The organism is Sporosarcina sp. G11-34, from assembly GCF_026931025.1.
On the sequence record NZ_JAHNZW010000003.1, the window covers coordinates 128,856 to 151,515 of the forward strand.

Genomic DNA, 22,660 nt, shown 5'->3' on the forward strand with positions numbered 1-22,660 from the left:
GAAGAGGTGGATTTTTAATGAAAAAAGATTTAAGAATTAATAGTAAAGTGTTTAGTGAAGGAACGATGAGGGCGCCAAACCGGGCAATGTTACGTGCGGTTGGTGTAACTGATGAAGATTTCGAAAAACCAATGGTAGGTATCGCAAGTACTTGGAGTGAAGTAACACCTTGTAATATACATATTGATAAACTAGCAATTGCTTCGAAAAAGGGTGCAACGGATGCTGGCGCAGTTGGAATGATTTTTAACACGATTACAATTGCTGACGGTATTTCAATGGGAACAGAAGGCATGCGCTATTCTTTACCAAGCCGTGATGTAATAGCTGATTCAATTGAAACAGTTGTAGGTGGCGAAAGTTTAGATGGGCTTGTCGCAATTGGTGGTTGTGATAAAAACATGCCAGGCTGTATGATTGCCATTGCAAATTCAGACGTACCTTCCGTTTTTGTTTACGGCGGCACAATCGCAGCCGGAAAACTTCACGGTGAAAGCATTGACCTTGTATCTGTATTTGAAGGTGTTGGTCAATTGAATAACGGTCAAATTGACGAAGAAGAGTTACGGAAAATCGAATGTAATGCATGTCCTGGTGCAGGATCTTGTGGTGGTATGTACACTGCGAATACAATGTCTTCCGCCATTGAAGCAATGGGAATGAGTTTACCAGGAAGTTCATCAAACCCGGCAGTTTCAGCAGATAAGCTAGCGGACTGTGAAGCGGCAGGCGCAGCTGTTTACAACTTGATGGAACAAAGTATTTATCCAAAAGATATTATGACAAAAGAAGCATTTGAAAATGCGATGACCGTCGTAATGGTACTCGGTGGTTCTACGAACGCAGTACTTCATTTACTTGCAATGGCACATGCAATTGAAATCGATCTGACGTTGGAAGACTTTGATCGTATTCAAAAGAAAACACCGCATCTTGCAGACTTGCGACCAAGTGGTAAATATGTAATGGAAGATTTACACCGCATCGGTGGCGTCCAAGCGGTTATGAAGATGTTGTTAGAAGCGGGTTACCTACACGGGGACTGCTTAACAGTTACAGGGAAAACAATTGCAGAAAACTTGGCGGAAGCACCTGATTTAGCAGAAGGACAAAAAATCATTATGCCTTTTGATAAAGCGTTCAGTGAAGATGGGCCACTTGTTATACTAAAAGGAAATTTAGCACCAAGCGGAGCTGTATCAAAAATGTCGGGCGTATCTGTAACAACGCATACTGGACCAGCACGTGTGTATGATACGGAAGAAGAAGCAACAGCAGCAGTGATGAAAAACGAAATTAATGAAGGTGACGTGTTAGTTATTCGTCACGTTGGACCTAAGGGTGGACCGGGTATGCCGGAAATGCTTTCTATTTCTGGAATTCTTGTAGGTAAAGGATTGGGAGAGAAAGTTGCATTACTGACAGACGGTCGTTTCTCTGGAGGGACACACGGTTTAGTCGTTGGACATATTGCGCCAGAAGCACAAGTCGGCGGACCGATTGCTTTCTTGCAAGAAGGCGATATCGTGACGGTTAGTTCGGCAACACAAGAAATTTCAGTCGATGTTTCCGAAGAAGAATTTGCGAAACGTCGTGAAGGATGGGTAGCGCGCCCATTACACACTCGTGGTGTGCTAGGGAAATATGCGCATAACGTGTCATGTTCGTCAATTGGGGCAGTAACGGATTATTTTAATAGATAAACTTCTAAGTACTAAGTTATGCACAATTCATAATTTGAATTGTGTCTGAACTTAGTACTTGTTTTTTTGGACTGTTCAAAAGGGTCGAAGTATATTAGAATTATATTTAGAAACAAATTAAAGAAGGGAGGCACTCGTTATGGCATTTGTTATTACATCGGCATGTATTACTGAACAAGCTGCGGATTGCGTCATGGTTTGTCCAGTTGATTGTATAGAACTTGGTGAAGATCAATATTTTATTGACCCTGATACGTGCATAGACTGTGGTGCTTGTGTGGCAGCTTGTCCAGTTGAGGCGATTTATCACGAAGAAGATTTGCTTACTGAGGATTTACCGTTTCTAGAAAAAGCAAAAACATTTTACAATATCTCATAACAAATTGGAAAAGGGCTACTCTCGTAATGAGAGTAGCCCTTTGATATTTTATTAAAGTAACAAAAGTTTTGATTGTAATTTTCCATCCCGAACAATCGGGAGAATCATTTCCTTAAGAAAGTAACGAACTTTCCGTACCGCGGTCATTGTTCCACTGGGTGTCTTCTAACTTAAGCAACGTAAACCCTACCTACTTTTACGTCCTTACGACCCTATAGTCGCGCCAGTGTGAATAAGTGTTCTCAAAAACATTACGTAGAATGCCAGAATATCAAGTCTTGCCTGCTACCTTAATAGTTAATTCTTTAATTATAGTATAGCTAATGAGTTTTGTCAAACACATTGAAGTATTCTGAAACTGAGTTAGAATAGTTATAATACTTAGATTAGGGAGCTGCTATAATGACAAACAAATTATTTGAAGAACTCGCTGATAGATTATATGAAACGTATGAGAATAAGCAACCGATATACAAAGAAGATTTTGATGTGTCAATCGACAACGCTACCGGTTATCGTATACAAAAAATTGTTACAGATAAAAAAGGAACTGAAAAAAATGATCCTCTTAAAGGATATAAAATCAGTTTAACGAGCAGGGAGACACAAAACTTATTCCAATCAACAACACCGTTATATGGGGCTTTTACCGAAACAAGTATTTCCGGGGGATCCATAAAACTTGAAGACATGCTGTCATCACTTATTGAATTGGAACTTGTCTTCATAGTAAAAGAAAATCTATCAAAAGAAGACAGTTTCCAAACAATTTTAGAAAAGACGACAATTGCACCCGGATTGGAAATTCCCGATTCCCGTTTTGCGGACTGGTTTCCAAAGCTCCAATTGGGGCATGTCATTGCCGATAGCGCAGTTGCGGGAAAAGTGGTCATTGGAACGCCGGTGGAAGGCCTTACTTTTGAGCAATTGGGAACGATTAAAGGTACATTGACGTTGAATGGAAAACAAATAGCTTCTGGATCTTCAAGTGAAGTGCTTGGTAATCCACTTCATTCGGTAAAGTGGTTAATAGACGAACTTGCAACGAACGGCTTAATACTTGAAAAAGGAATGATTATTTCGTCTGGTACGTTTATCATGCCTGAGATTTTGAAGAAAGGTACATACGAAGCTGTGTTTGAAGGCATCGGGGAAGTCGTTCTCAATGTAGTGTAATAGGGGCCCTAAAGCATTGTTGCGACCTTTACTAGGTTGTAACGATGCTTTTTCTGTCTAGGACTATTCTAAGTTTATTGTTAGAATGGATAAAGCGTTATCGAAAGGGGTTAATGAAATATGGCAGTCCGTAAATTTAAAAATTCGGTCGCTTTTGAATATGTACAAGTACTAGTTGGGGCGGCTCTCGTCGGACTGGCGTTTAATATCTTTTTACTACCGGCAAAGCTTGCGGCAGGCGGTGTGTCGGGAATAAGTACGATTTTATACGAACTTTTTCAATTGAATCCTGCTTATGTTCAGTGGGCCATTAACATTCCTTTACTAATTGTAGGAGTCGTTGTAATTGGTAGAGATTTTAGCATGAAAACGCTTGTCGGGACGACTTTTGTTCCGTTTGTTATTTGGTTAACAGCGGATCTGAAATTGGCCATAGATAATCCGCTGTTAAGTGCGATTTATGGTGGCATTATGCTTGGTGTGGGATTAGGCATTGTATACCGCGGAAACGGGTCAACAGGCGGTACAGCAATGATTGCACAAGTGTTAAAGAAGTTTACGGGACTATCAAGCGGGTTCTCGCAGCTTCTTGTCGATGGACTTGTTGTCATCACATCTGCGTTCGTTTTCAATTTCGAACTTGCTCTGTATGCGATGATAGCCATTTACGTGACAAGTAAAGTGATCGATTTTGTCCAGTTACAAACGTCCCCTACAAAATTGATTCTCATTATTACAGACAAAGAAGAAGAAATCCAAGCAATTATTAAAGATCAAATTAATAGGGGATCGACAAAAGTTAAAACACTGGGCGGCTATTCCAATGAAGAAAAAACAATGATTTTATGTGTCGTAGAACAAGCGGAAGCGATTTATTTTAAAAAGGTCGTTCAAAAAAAAGAACCGACGTCTTTTGTCATATTTATAAATGCGTCTGAAATATTAGGTCGCGGTTTTTCAAGAGCACAATTGGATAAAGACGAGGTCTAATTAGTTAATCCATAGTAGTGGAAAGGTCATGCGGAAAATCGCTGACCTTTTTTTATATGTTAAGAGTTCTATTCGTATGAAGTAAATTGATTAATATATACGTTGAATTGGCCCTCTTTCCGCAGAAGGCATCCCCGGGCACCCGGCATTTTTGGTAGTATTCTTTCATTCGACATATCTAATTCCTATTTGCATCCTGTTGAAGTATGACAATTTCAAAAAATACGATAAAATTGATGGGAACTTGCTATAATAGAGAAACATAGGATTCGAAAAAGATCTAGGAATGGTGATTACATGTTTACGGGATCATTACAAAGGAAAATTCTTGTCATGGTCGTATCTTTGATATTTCTTATTATAGTACTTATGTTAAGTTTGTTTATTTACACAGACTACGTCCGGACTTTTGAAAGAACGAAAGAGAATAGTTTGCAAACGGCAAAGTTAATATCCCATATGGACACTGTACAAGCCTCAGTCATCAACCCTGAGAAAAGTGACGTATTAAAACAGGTTATTGATTATTATGGATCTCAAGTAGGAGCTTCTTTTATCATTGTGAAAAATAAGGATGGGCAAATAATAACCCATCCGGATGAAAGCAAAATAGGTGAGGTCGTTCCATTCAAAGACGAGTATACTTCGATTGTTTTTGGGGGATATGCGTCAACCATGTCGTCGGAAGTAATGGATTTGGCTGTAATAGGGGTAGCTCCTATATACTATTTTGACAGCCAAATTATTGGAACTGTTAAAGTTGGATTTTTAGTTGAAGGTTTACATAATGCTATATTTGAACGAGCGAAAAAACTTCTTAGCATCTCCATAGTTATCTTTATTATCGCCATATTATCAAGCGTTTGGTTAGCCAAAAGTATTCGGAAAGATACGTTAGGATTAGAACCACAGGAAATAGCTTCATTATATAGTATGAGAAATGCTATTATTTCATCGATAAGTGAAGGAATTATTGCGATTGATGCTTCTGGGAATATTACGTTGATGAATACAGCGGCTAAAGAGATATTAGGTTTGGCTAGTAGCCATATTTTCGAACCAATTCAATCGGTAATTCCGAGCTTTATAACTGATGAACTGCTAGTGAAAAATGAAGTCCGATCCACATTTGAGTTGAATGTGAAAGATAAAGTCCTCATTATGAATACGGTTCCATTAAGGGAAGGAATTGATCATAAAGGTGCGGTAATTACATTTAAAGACCGTACAGAAATGAACAGAATAGTAAACAAACTTTTTGAGGTTAGTAAATACTCCGATAATTTACGGGCACAAACACATGAATTTACGAATAAGCTATATGTTATTTCGGGTCTTCTTCAATTAGGCAATTTTGACGAAGCTATCCAAATGATTCAAGAAGAAATTGAGGTAAGTGAGCATACAAATCGTCTTGTTTTTGAGCATATAAAAGATCCGAATGTGCAAGCAATTATTTTAGGGAAAATGGGTAAAGCCTCGGAATTGAAATTATCATTTATTTTAGATGAAAATAGTAGTCTCCAAAAACTACCGTCATTTATTCGAACAGGAGAGTTAACGGTTATCATTGGAAATCTTATTGATAATGCATTTGAAGCGGTAGCTACTGAAAGTAATGGCGAAATCAATTTTTTTGCACTTGATATAGGTGAAGATATTATTATAGAAGTTACCGACAATGGGCGTGGTATTCAAACGGACTCAGTTTACGACGTATTTAACCAAGGATTTACGACGAAAAAGAAATCGAATCATGGATTTGGTTTGGCAAATGTTCAGAAGATTGTTCAAAGTTTGGGTGGGGATATAGAAGTGACAAGCGGTGTTTCGGGAACTACTTTTTCGGTTTATATTCCGAAAGAAGAACGATAGGAAGGAAGTTAGGAATGATTAATGTATTAATTGTAGAGGATGACTTTAGAATTGCTGAAATCCACAAGCAATTTCTGGAGAACATCGAAGGCGTTAAAGTTGTTGGAAAAGCACTTCGTGCGAAGGAAAGTTGGGGTTTTATCGAAACCCATCAAGTCGACCTTGTACTTGTCGATGTCTATATGCCCGACCAGTTAGGAATTGATTTGGTAATTGAGTTAAAAAAAACATATGAGCATTTAGATTTCATAATGATTACAGCTGCCCGTGATACTAGTTTGCTTGAACGAAGCATGAAGGCAGGCGTTTTTTATTATTTAATTAAACCGGTTCAATTAGAAAAATTGGAAAATGTTATCGGGCTGTATAAAGATCAAAAGAAATTAATCAAATCAACTGAATATGTAGATCAGACAATGATCGACGTTTTTTTTAGAAATACCAAAACAGAAAAAATGTCTAAAGAGGCGCTCCCAAAAGGGATCAATGAACTGACGCTCGCTAAAGTTCTTGAAGTTGTAAAGGATTTACCCGATGGGACGACCGCCGAGGAAATGGGCGATTTGCTTGGGGCTTCCCGGACAACCGCCCGAAGATATATGGAGCATTTAGTATCGACGGGGAAGATGAAAGCCGAGCTTGAATATGGCATTGTCGGAAGGCCTGAAAGAAAATATTTCCACCTTTGAGTGTTCTCTATGAGAATGCTCTTTTATTTTGGACTAAATGAACAAAATGTAACTAAGGTTTTTATATTTCTTTAAATTGTAAACGGTTACATAAGAAAATAATAATGTACTATTATCTTATAACTTAGAAAACACATTTAAGGAGTGGGAGAGATTTGAAAAAGATACTTATGCTATTGACTTTATCAATAGTGCTTGTTTTATCGGCGTGTTCTGCTGGAGGTTCGGGAAGCGATAAGGAATTCCCTTCGAAAAATATTGAGCTAATTGCACCAGCATCACCAGGTGGTGGATATGACGCGACATCGAGAGCAATCCAGAAAATTTTGACGGATGAAAAACTTGTCGATCAAAACATTAATGTTGTTAACAAACCCGGCGGTAACGGGGAAGTTGGTTGGAAATACTTGCAAAGTAAAGATGCACACAGTTTAGCAATTGACTCAAGTCTTATATTAACGAACAATCTACTAGGTAAAAGTGATATGACGTTTAAGGATCTAACTCCTCTTGCCATTTTAACGACTGAATGGATTTCAATCGCGGTTCCCAATGATTCACCATATGAAGATGGGCAAGCGTTAATGGAACAGTTGAAAAAAGATCCTGCTTCTATCAAAATCGGAATTGCTCCGGGACTTGGAAATAATGACCATCTGTCATTTGTCCAAGCTGCTAAAACATACGGCGTCGATATTACGAAGTTGAACTTTCTTGTATATGAAGGTGGCGGTGACGTAGTGACAAGTTTACTTGGTGGACATGTTGACGTCGGAACTTCTTCAGTTTCAGAGTTTATAGACCAACATGAGGCTGGTAAATTCAAAATTGTTGCGGTTTCTTCCGAAGAACGTATTAAAGGATTGGAAGATGTAGCTACATGGAAAGAACAAGGCGTCGACATGGTATTTCCTCACTGGAGAGGAATCGTCGGACCACCTAATATGACGGAAGAACAAATTGCTTATTGGGATGGGGTAATAAGTAAATTAGTCGAAACAGACGCTTGGAAAAAGATAATGGAAAATAATGAGTGGGAATTATTTTACAAAGATAGTAAAGAAACAAAGGCATTTTTGGAGGAACAAGAAACTAATTATGAAGTGCTAATTAAAGACTCTGGATTGATTGATTAATTTGTATTAATTAGACAGGAGGGTTCATTATATGAACCCATCCTTTTTAATTGGTTGAGCTAGTTGAGTGCTAGTAGGAAAGGAGAAAAAAGATGCTAAGGTTTGCAACACCATTATTCTTTATGATTGTCGGTTTTATCTATTTAGTTTCGACCTTGAATTTACCGAAATCTAGACTCGGTGATCCAAACGGTCCAATATATTTTCCAATCATAATTGCCGCACTTCTAATTGTTTCGAGCATAGTTTATTTCTTTCAAGAATGGCGTCTTCGAAAAGAAGAATTTAAAGAGTTTCACATAATGAAAGAAGGAAAAGCACCGCTTTACCTACTTGTTACTATAGTCCTTATGCTTATTTATACGTTCTTATTTGAAAGAATAGGTTTCTTATACTCTACAATAATTTTCTTAGGTGGATTAATGTTCTTATTAAACGGTAGAAAAAAGTGGGTTTACAATATTATTATTGCTGTTGTTTTTTCATTTGTAACATGGTATTCGTTCGCAGTTTTATTGCAAGTAAGTTTACCGTAGGAAGGAGTCACGAAAATGGGAATAGATACACAACATATTATTGAAGGCTTTCAAGTTGCAATGCAGTGGAATAACTTATTCTGGATTGCTTTGGGAGGATTTCTAGGAACAGTAGTTGGAATGCTTCCGGGTCTTGGGCCTGCAACGGCAATCGCTTTACTCATACCTATCACATTCGGAATGGATCCTACAAGTGCACTTATTCTTATGGCGTCAATCTATTACGGTGCAATGTATGGTGGATCAAGAAGTTCAATTCTTTTGAACGTACCGGGTGATGGTTCAGCCATCGCGGCAACGTTTGACGGTTATCCAATGGCACAAAAAGGTCAAGCAGGCCAGGCATTGGCCATCTCAGCCATTGCGTCTCTTATCGGTGGGCTTGTGGCGGTTGTAGGTTTCATTGTACTTGCACAGCCACTAGCAAAATTTGCATTGAAGTTTGGTCCAGCTGAATATTTCTTGCTTATGATTTTCACACTTTCCGCGATTGTTGCATTAGCAAAAGGTGCAATGGTGAAGGGATTCATTGCGATGGCGCTGGGACTTTTACTAAGTACAGTTGGTATCGATTTACAGACAGGTGTTTATCGTTTCACGGGTGGTAACCCTCACCTTGCAGATGGCGTCGATTTTCTAGTCGTTATCATCGGTATATATGCTGTTGGTGAAGTATTATATAACTATTTAACAATTGATCGTCCCGTTGGAACGAAGAAAAGTGTCGGGAAAATTTGGATTACAAAAGAACAATGGAAGCGCTCGAAATGGCCAATGATTCGTAACGGCCCGATTGGTTTCCTTGTCGGTGTATTGCCGGGTGCCGGTGGTGCAATTGCATCGATGATTAGTTATTCATTTGAAAAGCAAATTTCTAAGCATCCTGAAGAATTTGGTGAAGGAGCGATTGAAGGATTGGCGGCACCTGAGTCATCCAATAATGCGGCGTCTGTTGGAGCATTTATTCCAATGTTGACGATGGGAATCCCGGGTTCAGGTACAACAGCTGTAATTCTCGGAGCGATTGTAATGCTTGGAATGAAGCCGGGTCCGCTATTATTCGAAAATCACCCAGACATGGTTTGGACTTTCATTAATAGTATGTTCATCGGAAATATTTTCCTTGTTGTTTTGAATATTGCACTCGTTGGATTGCTTGTCAAAATTCTTGACACGCCCCCAAAAACATTATATCCAATGATTCTTTTGCTAGCATTTATGGGTACATATACGTTGAACTTCAGCATGACAGATTTCATTATTCTTATCATTTTCGGTCTAATCGGTCTTGTTATGAAAATTCTTCAGTTCCCAGTTGCACCATTAATACTGGCGGTAATTGTTGGTTCGGATATGGAACAAAACTTTAGAATGGGTCTTGTGTCAAATAGTAATCCACTGAGTTTAATTGTTGCATCACCGATTACAATATCGCTTACGATTATGACAATTGTATCTCTAGGATATCCGTTCCTTTCATCATTTATTAAAAAGAGAAAATTAAATAAAAACATGAGTCGATAAGAAACGGCTAAAGATGCCCCCTTGAAAAGACACTATTTTCATGGGGGTTCTGTTGATATATAGGGTGAAATGAAGCCGTTTCAACAATCTTTTTTAGGGAGATTCTTTATTTCAATATCTATGGTTAAAGAAAAATTATAAGAAATGGGGATTTTTAATGACTTGGTTAATTGAGAAACAGAGGACGCAAATTGAACTCGCAACTGAATTTAAACATATGATTACCGCTAAACCAATTTTGAAAATTATTGGAGCGCATGATGGGATGTCAGGGCTTGTCGCAAAAAATACTGGTTTTACTTCCCTTTATTTATCGGGAGCGGCATTCACTGCGAGTAGGGGGCTTCCTGACATTGGAATTCTTCATTCACAAGAAGTAGCGGAACGTGCAAGAGAAATCGTTCGTGCGACCGATTTACCGATTCTTGTTGATATTGATACAGGTTTTGGGGGTATATTGAATGTTGCAAGAACTGCCAAGGAAATGGTAGAGGCTGGTGTTGCCGCAGTTCAAATTGAAGATCAAGATTTACCGAAGAAGTGTGGTCATCTGAATGGAAAAAAGTTGATTTCTGCGGAAGAAATGGCTCAAAAGATCAAGGTTATTAAAGAAGTTGCACCGTCTCTCATCGTCGTAGCACGAACGGACGCGTTATCGGTTGAAGGAATGGATGCGGCAATCAATCGCATGCGTCTATATGTTGAGGCGGGCGCGGATGCATTGTTCCCTGAAGCACTCACGACGAAAGATGAATTTAAATTGGTGAGTAAAGAGTTCGACGTACCTTTACTTGCGAATATGACCGAATTTGGAAGAACCGATTATTTTACAGCGGATGAATTTGAATCCTTTGGGTATGCAATGGTTATCTATCCGGTAACTTCTTTACGGGTTGCGGCAAAAGCTTATGAACTTATATTCAAGGAAGTATTTGATAAAGGCACACAAAAAGATGCATTGCATATGATGCAAACGAGAAAAGAACTTTATGACACAATAGGTCTTCATGAGTATGAGGATCTTGATGAACAAATTGCAAAGACAGTACTTCCAGAGTGAATTTCCATGAGTAAAGCATTACTACCCGTCTTAAAACGTCTTTACGTTTTAAGACGGGTATTTCGTTTGAAACGGACAGTTCTTGAAATGTAGTGTATAATTTCACTACTAGAACTCATTTGAGTGAAATAGAGGAGTTAGAAGTTATGAGTAGAAAACAAGAATCTTTAAATACCGCTGTTAATACAGTTGACGAACCAATGGAGCTACTTCCTTATTTATTAAAAATAATGTCTAAAAGTAGTCGAAACTCGGTGAAGTCAATACTTACGCGTGGACAAGTTACAGTTAACGGGCAAATGGTAAAGCAACATAATTATTCGTTGCAAACTGGCCAAACGGTTGCAATTTTAAGCAATCAAGCAGCCCAAAGTAAATCGAAATTAATAGGGGTCTCGATTTTACATGAAGACGAAGATCTTATTGTTATTAATAAAAATGCAGGTTTACTTTCCGTTGCTTCAAAAAGGGAAAATGAACTGACTGCATATCGACAAGTAACCGACTATGTACGTAGAAGTAATTCAAAAAATCGGATTTTCATTGTCCATAGACTCGATAAAGATACATCAGGTGTAATGGTATTCGCTAAAAGTGAGAAAGTTCAACAAGATATGCAAAATGGATGGACTGAAGTAGTCAAAGAACGAATGTATACAGCACTCGTTGAAGGTGAAGTGAAGAAATCATCAGGCACAATTAAATCCTGGTTAACAGAAAGTAGTACATTTAAAATGTACTCTAGTCCAGTAGATAATGGTGGGCAATACGCAGTTACTCATTATAAAAAAATCCAATCCAATAAAGATTGTTCTTTACTTGAAGTTCACCTGGAGACGGGTCGTAAAAATCAGATCCGCGTTCATATGGAAGAGTTAGGAAACTCTGTTGTTGGCGATAAGAAGTACGGTGCAACAGGCAATCCACTGCGAAGAATTGGCCTTCATGCGACAGCATTAGCTTTTGTTCATCCGCGTACAGGAGAAATTGTTCGATATACGGCAGATGTGCCTCAAATCTTTTTAGCTCGGTCAAAATAATAAGAATAATTTTTGATAAGCGAAGGTGCTTTATTTGAAAGTGAAATTATTTCATTCTTTATTGCTGGATCGATTGGTCCATTAAACCTATTGCTTGATCCATCGGTGACGAAACTTAAAAAAATTTGTAATGAAGAAATATCGAGAGGTTGATTTGGAATGACGTTTCAAAAGTATCAATTAAGCAGTGAAATTATACAAGCACTTGACGGTTTGGGCTATACGGAACCGACAGAAGTTCAGGAAAAAGTAATGGCAGATGCACTTGGGCGGAAAGATTTAGTTGTCAAATCACAAACTGGAAGTGGGAAGACTGCGGCTTTCGGGATTCCAATTTGTGAAATGGTGGAGTGGGAAGAAAACAAACCACAGGCACTTATTTTAACGCCTACACGGGAACTTGCGGACCAAGTGAAAGAAGACATTACAAACATCGGGCGTTTTAAGCGCATTAAAGCGGTGGCGGTTTATGGAAAGCAACCATTTGCTTATCAAAAGGCAGATTTAAAACAAAAATGTCACGTAGTCGTTGGTACACCGGGACGTGTAATGGACCATATTGAAAGAGGGACACTCGTTCTTGATCGAATTACCTATTTAGTTCTGGATGAAGCAGATGAAATGTTGAATATGGGGTTTATTTCCCAAGTAGAAAAAATTATTAATCATTTGCCGAAAAACCGGACAACGATGCTTTTTTCAGCAACTCTTCCGGATATGGTTAAAAAGTTAAGTCAAAAGTATATGAATGAACCCAAAAATATTGTCATCGATTCTGATGTAACAATAACGGATAATATTGACCACTCATTATTCATCGTATCGGAGCAACGCAAATTAGAATTATTGCGCAATGTTACGGTTGTTGAAAATCCCGACAGTTGCATCATTTTTTGTCGAACGAAGGATCTAGTAGACCGCGTTACGGATGAACTTGAAAAGTTCCATTATACGGTGGACAAGCTTCATGGTGGCATGATGCAAGATGATCGTTTTGCAGTAATGGACGAATTTAAACGTGGAGAATTCCGCTATTTAGTAGCTACGGATGTCGCGGCGCGGGGAATTGATATTGAAAACATTACACATGTGATTAACTACGACATTCCACTGGAGAATGAAAGTTATGTACATCGCGTCGGCCGGACAGGACGTGCGGGAAATAAAGGGATGGCGATATCATTTGTGACGCCAAATGAAGATCGATTCCTTGCTGAAATTGAAACTTTTATCGGGTTTAATATTCCGCGACGTGATATGCCTTCACAACAATTAGTTGCTGAAGCGATAGATGCTTTTACTGAAAAACTCGAAAAGCTACCGAAACTGAAAAAAGATAAAAGTGAAAACTTGAACAAAGATATTTTGAAGTTGTATTTTAATGGAGGTAAGAAAAAAAAGCTGCGTGCTTTTGACTTCGTTGGTACAATTACTAGCATCCCGGGCATTGAGGCAGAAGATATCGGTATTATTAAAATTCAAGACACTGTAACATATATAGATATTCTAAATGGCAAAGGCCCACTCGTTTTACAAGAAATGAAAACGAAAACGGTAAAAGGAAAGTTGCTAAAGGTGCATAAAGCAAAAAAATGAATAATATTTTTAAAAAAGCGCTCCTTATTGGGAAGCGCTTTTTTTGTACGTTATTAAATAATTTGCCACATACGTTCCTCAGCAATGGATTTTAGTTTTGAATCTGGTTGAACAGCAACGGGGTTTCCAACGAGTTCAAGGACAGATAAGTCAGAATAGCTGTCTCCATATGCAAAACTATTGGACCAGTCAATTTCTTTGCCAGATAAATAAGATAGGATTTTTTCATTTTTTTTCAAACCGTGAACGTGAAAAATCGGTGTTTTACTATCAATCAGTTGCTTTTTCACAGGGATATCAGTTCCGATAATCGTATCGATTGGCAATTCTTTTGTGACACTGTGTAAAAGAGGTGTATAGGCACCAGAAACTAGCATAATATGAACACCGTCAGCGACATGTTGCTTTATCTTCGAAAGGACAAGAGGGTTGAAATCCTTCCGCATTTTATCCGCAATTTCCTCGAAATAGATATCTAAATGTTTTGTGGGAAATTGATCGAACGCATCTAGATAAAATTGCATTGAACGGTCTTTCATTTTCTTTTCAGGATAAACTTTCAGCTTATAACCAATATAGGGCGGTAACATAGAGCGGAAAAAACGATTATATTTTGTATGATAATCGGGGTGTTTTTTTAAATGGTCCATTAATAATTGAAAAGTTTCTTTTGCATACAACGTTCCATCAAAATCAAATATTGCTACACGCACACTAATCACCCAATCTTATTTTTATACTTTTCTAAAATTATACAGTGTTTATTTTACTAAAGCAATTTCGATATAGTTAATTAGTATGTTTTCAGTCACTTCTTTAATTATCGGAAATTGTTTCAATATATTTATTCAATTGTACACGATGCACAGTGATTCCTTATTTATACTAAAAAAGTTGAGCATTATCATCCAATTGTTAGATTTGATGTGTGGGGTTATGATTAAGTCAATCAAATAACTCAATATTTAATCTTTAGAAATGGAATCAAATCTTTCGTACGAATATTAAATTAGTTGATTGAAGTTAGCACTTCTTCCAGAATCTTATCTAATCCAACCTTGTCATTTTAGCTAGATTGATAGGAGTACTATTCTTTAAAGACATATTTTAAAGGAGGAAATGGTAATGGTTAGTAACAAAGAATTGGTTGAATTGGGAAGTAAGAAAACAAGTAAACTTGGAAACAGGGCAGTAGTCTATGCGGGTGAAGGGAAAGTTGAGTTTTAAGACATTAGCTTTCCAGATTTAGTATTAAGAGATGGTCCTGGTGTGAATCCGAGCTATGTAGACATGGGAGGTTGGGTAGGAGGACAGTCTGAATACGTAATGGTTCCGTATGCAAATTTTCAACTGCTCAAGTTTGCTGATAAAGAGCAAGCGATGGATAAGATCCTTTGTTGACGAAGGTGGAAACCTTGTTGCAAAACATCGAATGGACGACGCGTAGATTGCGAGTATCGAAATCTCACAAAACGAGATTAAAGTGGCGGAAGCTGCTGTAAAAGTATTTGAAAATAAAAAAAGTCGAAGTAAGCTAAAAAGTCTTAACTGTTACGAAACTAATTTCTTTTATTAAGGAATTTAAAATATTACAAACGGATGGGGGGATTACTGTGAATAAGCATTATGAAGTAATCGTTGTTGGAGCAGGATCAATGGGAATGGCTGCGGGGTATTTTTTAGCGAAAGAAGGAGTCAAAACCTTGTTGATTGATGCATATGATCCGCCGCATGCACAAGGCAGCCACCATGGTGATACGCGAATCATTCGCCATGCTTACGGTGAAGGAAGGGAATATGTTCCTCTTGCACTAAGATCCCAGGAGTTATGGGATGAGCTTGAGAAAATGTCCCACCACAAAATATTCACGCGCGTTGGTGCAATGGGTTTTGGACCGAAAGGTGAATCTCCGTTTATAGACGAAGCAATTGCAAGTGGGAAAGAACATAATTTGGAAATCGATTTCTTAAGAGGAAAGGAAATGAATGAACGTTGGCCGGGACTTACTGTTCCGGATGACTACATCGCTTTTTATGAGCCTAACTCGGGGTTTTTATACAGTGAAAATTGTATCAGGGCTTATCGAGAGCTTGCTGAACATCACGGTGCCGAGTTTTCGGTGAACAATCCGGTTGTAGATATCGTGGCTTTTGAAGACTCGGTTAAGGTAATTACAAAGAATGGAATATTTACTGCTGACAAGTTAATCCTTAGTGGCGGCGCTTGGAGTGGTAAAATAGCGGAAAGTCTTAACCTGCATTTACCAATCACACCTACTCGTCAACCTGTAGCTTGGTTTGAGGCCAATGAATCATTATTTAATACAAATACATTCCCAACTTTTATGGTTGAAGTTCCTACAGGAGACACTAAAGCAATCTATTACGGGTTTCCGACGTTCGATGGGTGTGGAGTGAAAGTAGGAAGACATGAATATATCGATAAAATTGATCCAGATACGATGAACCGCGATTTTGGATCTAACGAGAATGATGAAGGACATATTCGTGAATTTTTAGATAGGTTTATGCCAGAAGCTAATGGAGAATTAAAGAAAGCCGCAATTTGTATTTATTCTAGAACACCGGATGGTCACTTCATTATCGACAAGCACCCCGAACATCCTCATATTTCATTTGCAGCTGGATTTGCGGGACATGGATTCAAATTTGCAAGTGTTGTTGGTGAAATCTTAACTCAATTAGCTTTAACAGGAAAAACAGAGCATGATATTTCTATTTTCTCTGTCAATCGTCCCGCTATAAAAAATACGTTAGAAAAAGCTAATATATGAATTGAATGTAAGCGTTTACAACTGGAGGTATAATTAGTATTGTAAGCAATCGCCTTTTACCATCGACCAAAAAGCAATCTATGCGCTGAACCTAGTGATTTGTTGATAACCGTCGTCTGAGTGTACTCGTTACTCGAATTGAAGGACTGGAATTACAAAGAAGGGAGGTTGTCTTTTTGGTAGTTGTAGAAGCGGAACTTGAAAAGACGGATACCTCGGAAGAAATATCATCCAGTGTCAAAAAAGCAGTTGTTGGTGCTGCAATTGGAAATTTGATTGAATGGTTTGACTATGCTTCCTACGGTTATCTAGCGGTAGTTATTGCCGCAGTTTTCTTTGCCCCAGGGAATGAAACAGCGGCATTGTTAGGGGCATTCGGGGTGTTTTCTGTATCATTTATCGTGCGACCTATTGGTGGACTCATTTGGGGGCACTTTGGTGATAAAATCGGACGTAAGCGTGTCTTGGTAATGACAATCAGCATAATGTCACTGTCAACTTTTGCAATTGGGTTCTTGCCTAGCTATGCGGCGATTGGAATAATGGCACCATTATTATTACTTGTTTGTCGCCTTATTCAAGGATTCTCAGCATCGGGAGAATATGCCGGGGCAGCATCTTTCATTTCGGAATATGCACCGAATTCACGTCGGGGTCTTCTCGTTAGTATGGTACCGGCAAGTACAGCGGCAGGACTTATGTTAGCGGTAATAATTGTATCGCTTCTCGAATTCAACCTGACTCAAGAGGCTTTATACAGCTGGGGATGGAGAATACCCTTTCTATTATCTGGACCTCTTGGCATAATCGGTTTGCTAATTCGTCTTAAGTTAGAGGACACACCATTATTTAAGGAAATGGATAGTTCGAAGAAGACTCCTAAACAAAATATGTTCCAAGGGGTTCATCAAAACCGAAAACAGATAACAATAGCCTTTGGGATTATCTGTCTTAATGCGGTAGGCTTCTACACTATTCTTAGCTATATGCCAACTTACCTTACGAAGGAATTAGGCTTTAGTATTACTACGGGAATATTGATTACGCTTGTCTCTTTAGGTACTTACGTTCTAATACTTCCCTTAGTAGGTATGCTTGCCGATCGAATTGGAAGAAAACCAGTACTTATTGGAGCTTCTATTATGTTTATATTATTCACATATCCCGCTTTTTGGCTCCTTTCCGTTGGAGGTGCTTATGCGGTACTTGCATTAATAATGCTTGGATTTGTACTAGCGGGGAATGATGGCGTACTTGCCACTTTTCTTACAGAGATGTTTCCTACGTCAATACGTTTCAGTGCTTTCGCCTTATCGTTCAATACGGGCAACGCTATCTTTGGCGGGACAGCACCTTTAATTGCAACATTTTTAATTGCAAAAACGGGCAACACGTTCGCTCCAGCATTTTATTTGATGGCCGCTGCTATAGTTGCATTTATCTTCCTTCTAATGACGAAGGAGACTGCGAACCAACCTTTAAAAGAAGATTAAGGCCAATAAGTTTCATATGTTACTCCAAATAAAGAAGGCATTGGGAAGGGGAAATAGTAATGATAGTTACTAAAGATCTAGAAAGAACAAAGGTATTGAAAAATGGAGAAAAAGTGATTGGAACATTCTCAAAGACAGAAATGAAGCGCCGTAATGACAATCTACGCAGAGTTTTAGCAGAAAAAGATATTGATGCGGTGTTGTTTACTTCTTATCACAATATCAATTATTATAGTGACTTCCTATATACTTCATTTGGTCGTAATTATGGACTAGTTGTAACACAGGATAAGCACGTCACAGTTTCCGCAAATATCGACGGCGGTATGCCATGGCGCAGAAGCTTTGGTGACAACATCATTTATACAGACTGGCAAAAAGATAATTATCTTTATGCGGTTAAGAAAGTTCTAAGCGACTCGGGCAACATCACTCGACGTCTTGGAATCGAGGACGATCATGTGACGCTTGAAGTCCGCCAAAAAATACAAGATGCATTTCCAGATGCGGAACTGATAGACATTTCAAAGGCGACGATGGCACAGCGTATGTTCAAATCAGCCGAAGAAATCGAACATATTAAAAACGGGGCACGAGTTGCTGATGTGGGTGGCGCAGCAGTAGTTGAGGCGATTGATGTAGGTGTTCCCGAATACGAAGTAGCACTACACGGAACACAAGCGATGACACGTGAAATCGCGCGTCTATATCCGCACGCGGAACTAAGAGACTCGTGGGTTTGGTTCCAAGGCGGCATTAATACAGATGGTGCACATAGCTGGGCTACTTCAAGAAAGCTAGAGCGTGGTGATATTCTAAGCCTAAATACTTTCCCGATGATTGCTGGTTATTATACGGCACTTGAACGTACTCTATTTTTGGAAGAAGTATCAGATAGACATCTTGAACTTTGGGAGATTAACGTAAAAGTGCATAAAAAGGGGCTTGAATTAATTAAGCCCGGTGTTAGGTGTATGGATATTGCAATCGAGTTAAATGAAATTTTCCGTGAGCATGACCTACTGCCAAACCGGACGTTTGGTTATGGACATTCCTTCGGCGTACTTTCCCATTACTATGGCCGTGAGGCGGGTCTTGAGTTACGTGAAGACATCGAGACTATACTAGAGCCGGGTATGGTCGTATCAATGGAGCCAATGATCATGATTCCTGAAGGACAACTAGGTGCGGGAGGATACCGTGAGCACGATATCCTTGTCATACATGAGGATGGTTCAGTAGAAAATATTACAGGTTTCCCGATGGGGCCGGAACATAATATTATCAGAAAGTAAATTTAGACTTATAAACACGGCGTTGAAATATACTATAAATTAAAATATTTAGGGGGAATTATAATGGCTGAAAGCATACTAACGAAAAGTAATGAAACCTATTTATGTGCAAAACCGGGTATTCAATTGATTAAGGCGGGGACTTACAAACTCAATGAATTGAGTGCGCTACGTGGGACTCCGAATCTTAAAGGGCAAATTGTCGATGTGCCACTTACGACACAAAAAGAAGCCTTAACAATGGGGTATTTTGCATTGCAACCTTCGGAAGACTATTCCGCGGAATTTGATTTTATCGAAGTCAAAGTAATAACAAGTGGAACAATTATTGTTCGTAATCTGGAAGGCAATAAATATATTGGAGAAGTTGGTGATGTGTTAATATTTTCTCCTAATACGACTGTTATTTTCGACGGTGAAAGTAATGGAGAAGCTGTTTACTTCAAAAATATGTTAGCTAATCCAAGCTATTTAGTTTGAAATAAAGAATCCCTTCGCTCAGTTTGTAAATGTAGTCATACGTATAACATATATATTTATAGTCATTAAACCAACGTGTCTGCCAAAAAAAGGCGGACACGTTTTCACCTGTTTATTCGGGTTTATGTTGGTGGGCAAGCGATTGGATATTAAGGGCAGTTTGTATCCAAAACTGACAATCAGGTGATGCTAAGTTATCTTGGAGAAATTCTTCGATTTTTTTAATTCTATAACGTAATGTGTTCCTGTGAATGTGAAGTGTTTTGGCGACATATTCGCGATTGAAGCTATTTGCAGCAAGGGATTTTAATGTCTCATAAAGTATTTCTCCATCTTCACGAAGCGATTTATCTGGTAATAATTTAGTTAGAAGATAGTGCGCTTCAGCTGGGGTCATTTTTCCGTAAAGAAGTATTTCACGCTGAAATTGATCGGAAAAGTAGGTTCCGTCGGATTCGTTTTTATATTGAACTAAAGGCGCTAAAGACTTCGCACTCTCATAACTTGAAACAAATGAAAGTAGCTCTCGTTGGAAACTGCCAATTACAAAGACGGGTGAAACTTGATCATTTAATGTTAATAAGTTGGTTCTTAAACTTGCTAATTGCAATTTCAATTTAGCGCTATCTAAAAAGGTCGTCATTAAAAGTACTAAATTATCGCCGTAAACTTCACAGAAACCGTCAATCTCTAATTCTTCTTCGAACCATTTGTTACAAACCCCACGAATAGTTGCCAATTCTAAAAGTGTTTGGGAAGATAAGTTCCTATTCCCTGTTAGAATTAGTCCCGCCATCCATTGCCCCTTTGGTAGTAAACCAATTTCCCAGATTTTCTTTTCGACAACTAGTTTAGCTGTTTTCTGTTTTTCAAGCAGAAGATCAAGCATTTCCGATTGGATTTGCCAGCGTTTAACGTGTGCTTCTTGTTTATCGATATGGATATCGATTAGTATTTGAGCAGCGTGTTTAAGGACGAGCTCATGATCTTGAGTAAATCGCTCTTTATCTTGAAGTAGCCAAAGTGTACCGTAAAATGTTTCTTCTATATTTAGTGGAACCGCCAGCACATAAGATTGATAATGTTTTAAATATATAGCATGATATTTTCCAAATTTTCTTTTATTATGTTGTTTATCTTGAGTATATTCCTTTTTCAATTTAGTGATTAAATGGTTCATTGTTGGTGAAATATCAATTCTTTTTACTTTACCAAAAGTAGCATGTTCTAGGATGGAATTTGTTTTGTCAGTAAATACAGCGGTACATTTAAGGAAATCGGCAAGGACATCGCAAATTTCCTGGCTACTTTTGACAGTGTGCATCATTTCAAAGAACTTTGTGGGGACGTGATTTGTTAATATTCTTTTATGGTATTGGCGCTCCATTATTTCCTCATGGATAGCATAGGTTATTTGAACAAAGGGGACTTTAAAAGGTACTTCCAATACAGGAATCGAATACTTTTCACCAAATTCTAAAAGGGCCGGCGGACAACTTAATAAGTAACGACCGGTTGCAAGTAATATGCCGGAGATTTGATGTCGAAGTAATGAATCGAGAAACTTTGCTTCCACTTCTTTGTCTTTTGGCCATAGTTGTCCACTCGATAGTAAAAACTCTTGTCCTTTAAGGAAATGCGCAATATCATCGTGGTCTACAACGTGTACCCAACGAATTTTCCTTGCTACTCCACTTATTCCGGACCGAATGATTACATTTTGTAATTCAGGCAAACGCAATGAGTCTTTTACTGTGATCATACACTCTCCTCCTCGCATTTATATTGTACTGTAAATTCAAATTATTACAAACTTATAAAGTTTAGTATTTTTATGAAAATAAAATAGCCGAATCATTAATGGATTAAGGAGTATTTTAAACACGCGCTTGTAAGAAATAAGTAATTCCGATAAACTAAGGGGAAGGGAGAGTGTAGACAATGGGGATAGGAACTGAAGTGGCAACAACAGTACAAGATAAGTTTTACCAACAAGTAATTGAATACTCTGTTGAACCAACAATCCTTCATTTGAATCATGAAATTATTTATATTAATAATGCGGGCGCAAAGTTTATAGGAGCCGAAAAGGAATCTATCATCGGCACGCCAATAACGAATACCCTATTAGAAACAGATAAACCAAAAATAAAGGCACGTATTGCAAAAGTTATTAAAACCAATGAACCTGCCAAGCTTATTAAACAAGAAATAATAAAAGCTGATGGTACGGTGGTTGAAATACAACTAAGCTGCCATCCCATAATATATAGTGGTCAGGTCGTCATTCAGACGGTATTTAGAGATATTACGAGTAAAAAAAATACAGAGAAATCGAATGCTCGGCTTTTAGAAGAAATAAATGAAATAACTACACCAGTGGTTCCGATTTTAGAAGGAATTTCAGTTCTTCCGCTTGTCGGTTCTATCGATAGGGACAGAGGAGAACGTTTGCTTGAAGATATTCCAATGAAAATCAAAGAAGCCAATTTACAATGCTTAATTATTGATTTTTCGGGCGTTAGTAATTTTGATTCGACAGTTGTCGATTATTTACACAAACTTTATCGTGTATTGAAACTATTAGGCGTAGATTCAATTATTACGGGAATTAGACCAGGACTTGCCATGGCATCGTTAGCCCTCGGTGGTGAATTAAATTCAATAAAAACATCATCGACAGTCTTACGTGCTTTACAATCATTAGGTGTGCAAACAACTATAGAGATAAAATAGACTAGATATGTTGAATTAAAGATTCTAACCTGAAAAGCCCAATAATGATTGCTTTACCGAGCCGTTGATTTCCGTTCCAAGCGGACGCTTTCAACTATAATCAACTAGGGGTCACTTTCTTTAGTTCAGCTTATATAGAAATAAAAAACGGGCCAAA

19 protein-coding genes are annotated in these 22,660 nt (G+C 38.2%); 17 read left to right on the plus strand and 2 right to left on the minus strand.

Translation table 11 applies throughout. From position 1 onward, the window contains the following. The first annotated feature begins 17 nt into the window (after positions 1-17). From ilvD to KSU66_RS04910, 12 genes are all read left to right on the plus strand, one after another. Complete coding sequence (gene ilvD, locus KSU66_RS04855; protein ID WP_269050292.1) at positions 18-1,703, plus strand: dihydroxy-acid dehydratase; 1,686 nt, start codon at positions 18-20, stop codon at positions 1,701-1,703. A gap of 139 nt (positions 1,704-1,842) precedes the next feature. After that, positions 1,843-2,082, plus strand: a complete 240-nt coding sequence (locus KSU66_RS04860; protein ID WP_269050293.1) for an indolepyruvate ferredoxin oxidoreductase subunit alpha — start codon at positions 1,843-1,845, stop codon at positions 2,080-2,082. Positions 2,083-2,484: 402 nt separating this feature from the next. Beyond that, positions 2,485-3,258 (plus strand): 2-keto-4-pentenoate hydratase, encoded by a 774-nt coding sequence (locus KSU66_RS04865; RefSeq protein ID WP_269050294.1) that lies wholly within the window; start codon positions 2,485-2,487, stop codon positions 3,256-3,258. A gap of 120 nt (positions 3,259-3,378) precedes the next feature. Further along, entirely contained in the window at positions 3,379-4,248 is an 870-nt protein-coding gene (locus tag KSU66_RS04870; protein WP_269050295.1) for a YitT family protein, read from the plus strand. A 369-nt stretch (positions 4,249-4,617) separates the two neighbouring features. Further along, positions 4,618-6,123 carry a sensor histidine kinase gene (locus tag KSU66_RS04875; RefSeq protein WP_269050562.1) on the plus strand — a complete coding sequence of 502 codons (1,506 nt, stop codon included), beginning with the start codon at positions 4,618-4,620 and terminating at the stop codon, positions 6,121-6,123. A gap of 14 nt (positions 6,124-6,137) precedes the next feature. Then, positions 6,138-6,812, plus strand: a complete 675-nt coding sequence (locus KSU66_RS04880) for a response regulator (protein WP_269050296.1) — start codon at positions 6,138-6,140, stop codon at positions 6,810-6,812. A gap of 155 nt (positions 6,813-6,967) precedes the next feature. Then, on the plus strand, positions 6,968-7,948 hold the full coding sequence (locus KSU66_RS04885) for a Bug family tripartite tricarboxylate transporter substrate binding protein (RefSeq protein WP_269050297.1): 981 nt from the start codon (positions 6,968-6,970) through the stop codon (positions 7,946-7,948). 92 nt (positions 7,949-8,040) lie between these two features. Continuing rightward, a complete protein-coding gene (locus KSU66_RS04890) occupies positions 8,041-8,484 on the plus strand; it encodes a tripartite tricarboxylate transporter TctB family protein (RefSeq protein ID WP_269050298.1) in 444 nt (147 codons plus the stop codon). A gap of 15 nt (positions 8,485-8,499) precedes the next feature. Next, the gene (locus tag KSU66_RS04895) at positions 8,500-10,008 is read left to right on the plus strand and encodes a tripartite tricarboxylate transporter permease (protein WP_269050299.1); all 1,509 of its coding nucleotides are present in this window, start codon (positions 8,500-8,502) and stop codon (positions 10,006-10,008) included. A 157-nt stretch (positions 10,009-10,165) separates the two neighbouring features. Further along, positions 10,166-11,068, plus strand: coding sequence for a methylisocitrate lyase (gene prpB / locus KSU66_RS04900; protein WP_269050300.1), 903 nt, complete (start codon positions 10,166-10,168; stop codon positions 11,066-11,068). A gap of 146 nt (positions 11,069-11,214) precedes the next feature. Then, the gene (locus tag KSU66_RS04905) at positions 11,215-12,108 is read left to right on the plus strand and encodes an RluA family pseudouridine synthase (RefSeq protein ID WP_269050301.1); all 894 of its coding nucleotides are present in this window, start codon (positions 11,215-11,217) and stop codon (positions 12,106-12,108) included. A gap of 159 nt (positions 12,109-12,267) precedes the next feature. After that, positions 12,268-13,704 carry a DEAD/DEAH box helicase gene (locus tag KSU66_RS04910; RefSeq protein WP_269050302.1) on the plus strand — a complete coding sequence of 479 codons (1,437 nt, stop codon included), beginning with the start codon at positions 12,268-12,270 and terminating at the stop codon, positions 13,702-13,704. Between the two features lie 53 nt (positions 13,705-13,757). Here the strand turns inward: KSU66_RS04910 and KSU66_RS04915 are convergent, their stop codons facing one another. Beyond that, positions 13,758-14,417 (minus strand): HAD family hydrolase, encoded by a 660-nt coding sequence (locus KSU66_RS04915; RefSeq protein ID WP_269050303.1) that lies wholly within the window; start codon positions 14,415-14,417, stop codon positions 13,758-13,760. A gap of 900 nt (positions 14,418-15,317) precedes the next feature. Here KSU66_RS04915 and solA point away from each other — a divergent pair. From solA to KSU66_RS04935, 4 genes are all read left to right on the plus strand, one after another. Further along, positions 15,318-16,499, plus strand: a complete 1,182-nt coding sequence (gene solA, locus KSU66_RS04920) for an N-methyl-L-tryptophan oxidase (RefSeq protein WP_269050304.1) — start codon at positions 15,318-15,320, stop codon at positions 16,497-16,499. 176 nt (positions 16,500-16,675) lie between these two features. Continuing rightward, positions 16,676-17,992, plus strand: a complete 1,317-nt coding sequence (locus tag KSU66_RS04925; protein WP_269050305.1) for an MFS transporter — start codon at positions 16,676-16,678, stop codon at positions 17,990-17,992. Between the two features lie 59 nt (positions 17,993-18,051). Next, positions 18,052-19,287, plus strand: coding sequence for a M24 family metallopeptidase (locus KSU66_RS04930; RefSeq protein ID WP_269050306.1), 1,236 nt, complete (start codon positions 18,052-18,054; stop codon positions 19,285-19,287). A 63-nt stretch (positions 19,288-19,350) separates the two neighbouring features. Beyond that, the gene (locus KSU66_RS04935) at positions 19,351-19,767 is read left to right on the plus strand and encodes a hypothetical protein (RefSeq protein WP_269050307.1); all 417 of its coding nucleotides are present in this window, start codon (positions 19,351-19,353) and stop codon (positions 19,765-19,767) included. A 112-nt stretch (positions 19,768-19,879) separates the two neighbouring features. On the opposite strand, the gene KSU66_RS04940 is transcribed toward KSU66_RS04935, so the two are convergent. After that, positions 19,880-21,529: a PucR family transcriptional regulator gene (locus KSU66_RS04940; protein WP_269050308.1), complete on the minus strand. Its 1,650-nt coding sequence runs from the start codon at positions 21,527-21,529 to the stop codon at positions 19,880-19,882. A gap of 179 nt (positions 21,530-21,708) precedes the next feature. Between KSU66_RS04940 and KSU66_RS04945 the strand changes: the two genes are divergently transcribed. Beyond that, a complete protein-coding gene (locus tag KSU66_RS04945; protein ID WP_269050309.1) occupies positions 21,709-22,503 on the plus strand; it encodes a PAS domain S-box protein in 795 nt (264 codons plus the stop codon). The last annotated feature ends 157 nt before the right edge of the window (positions 22,504-22,660 follow it).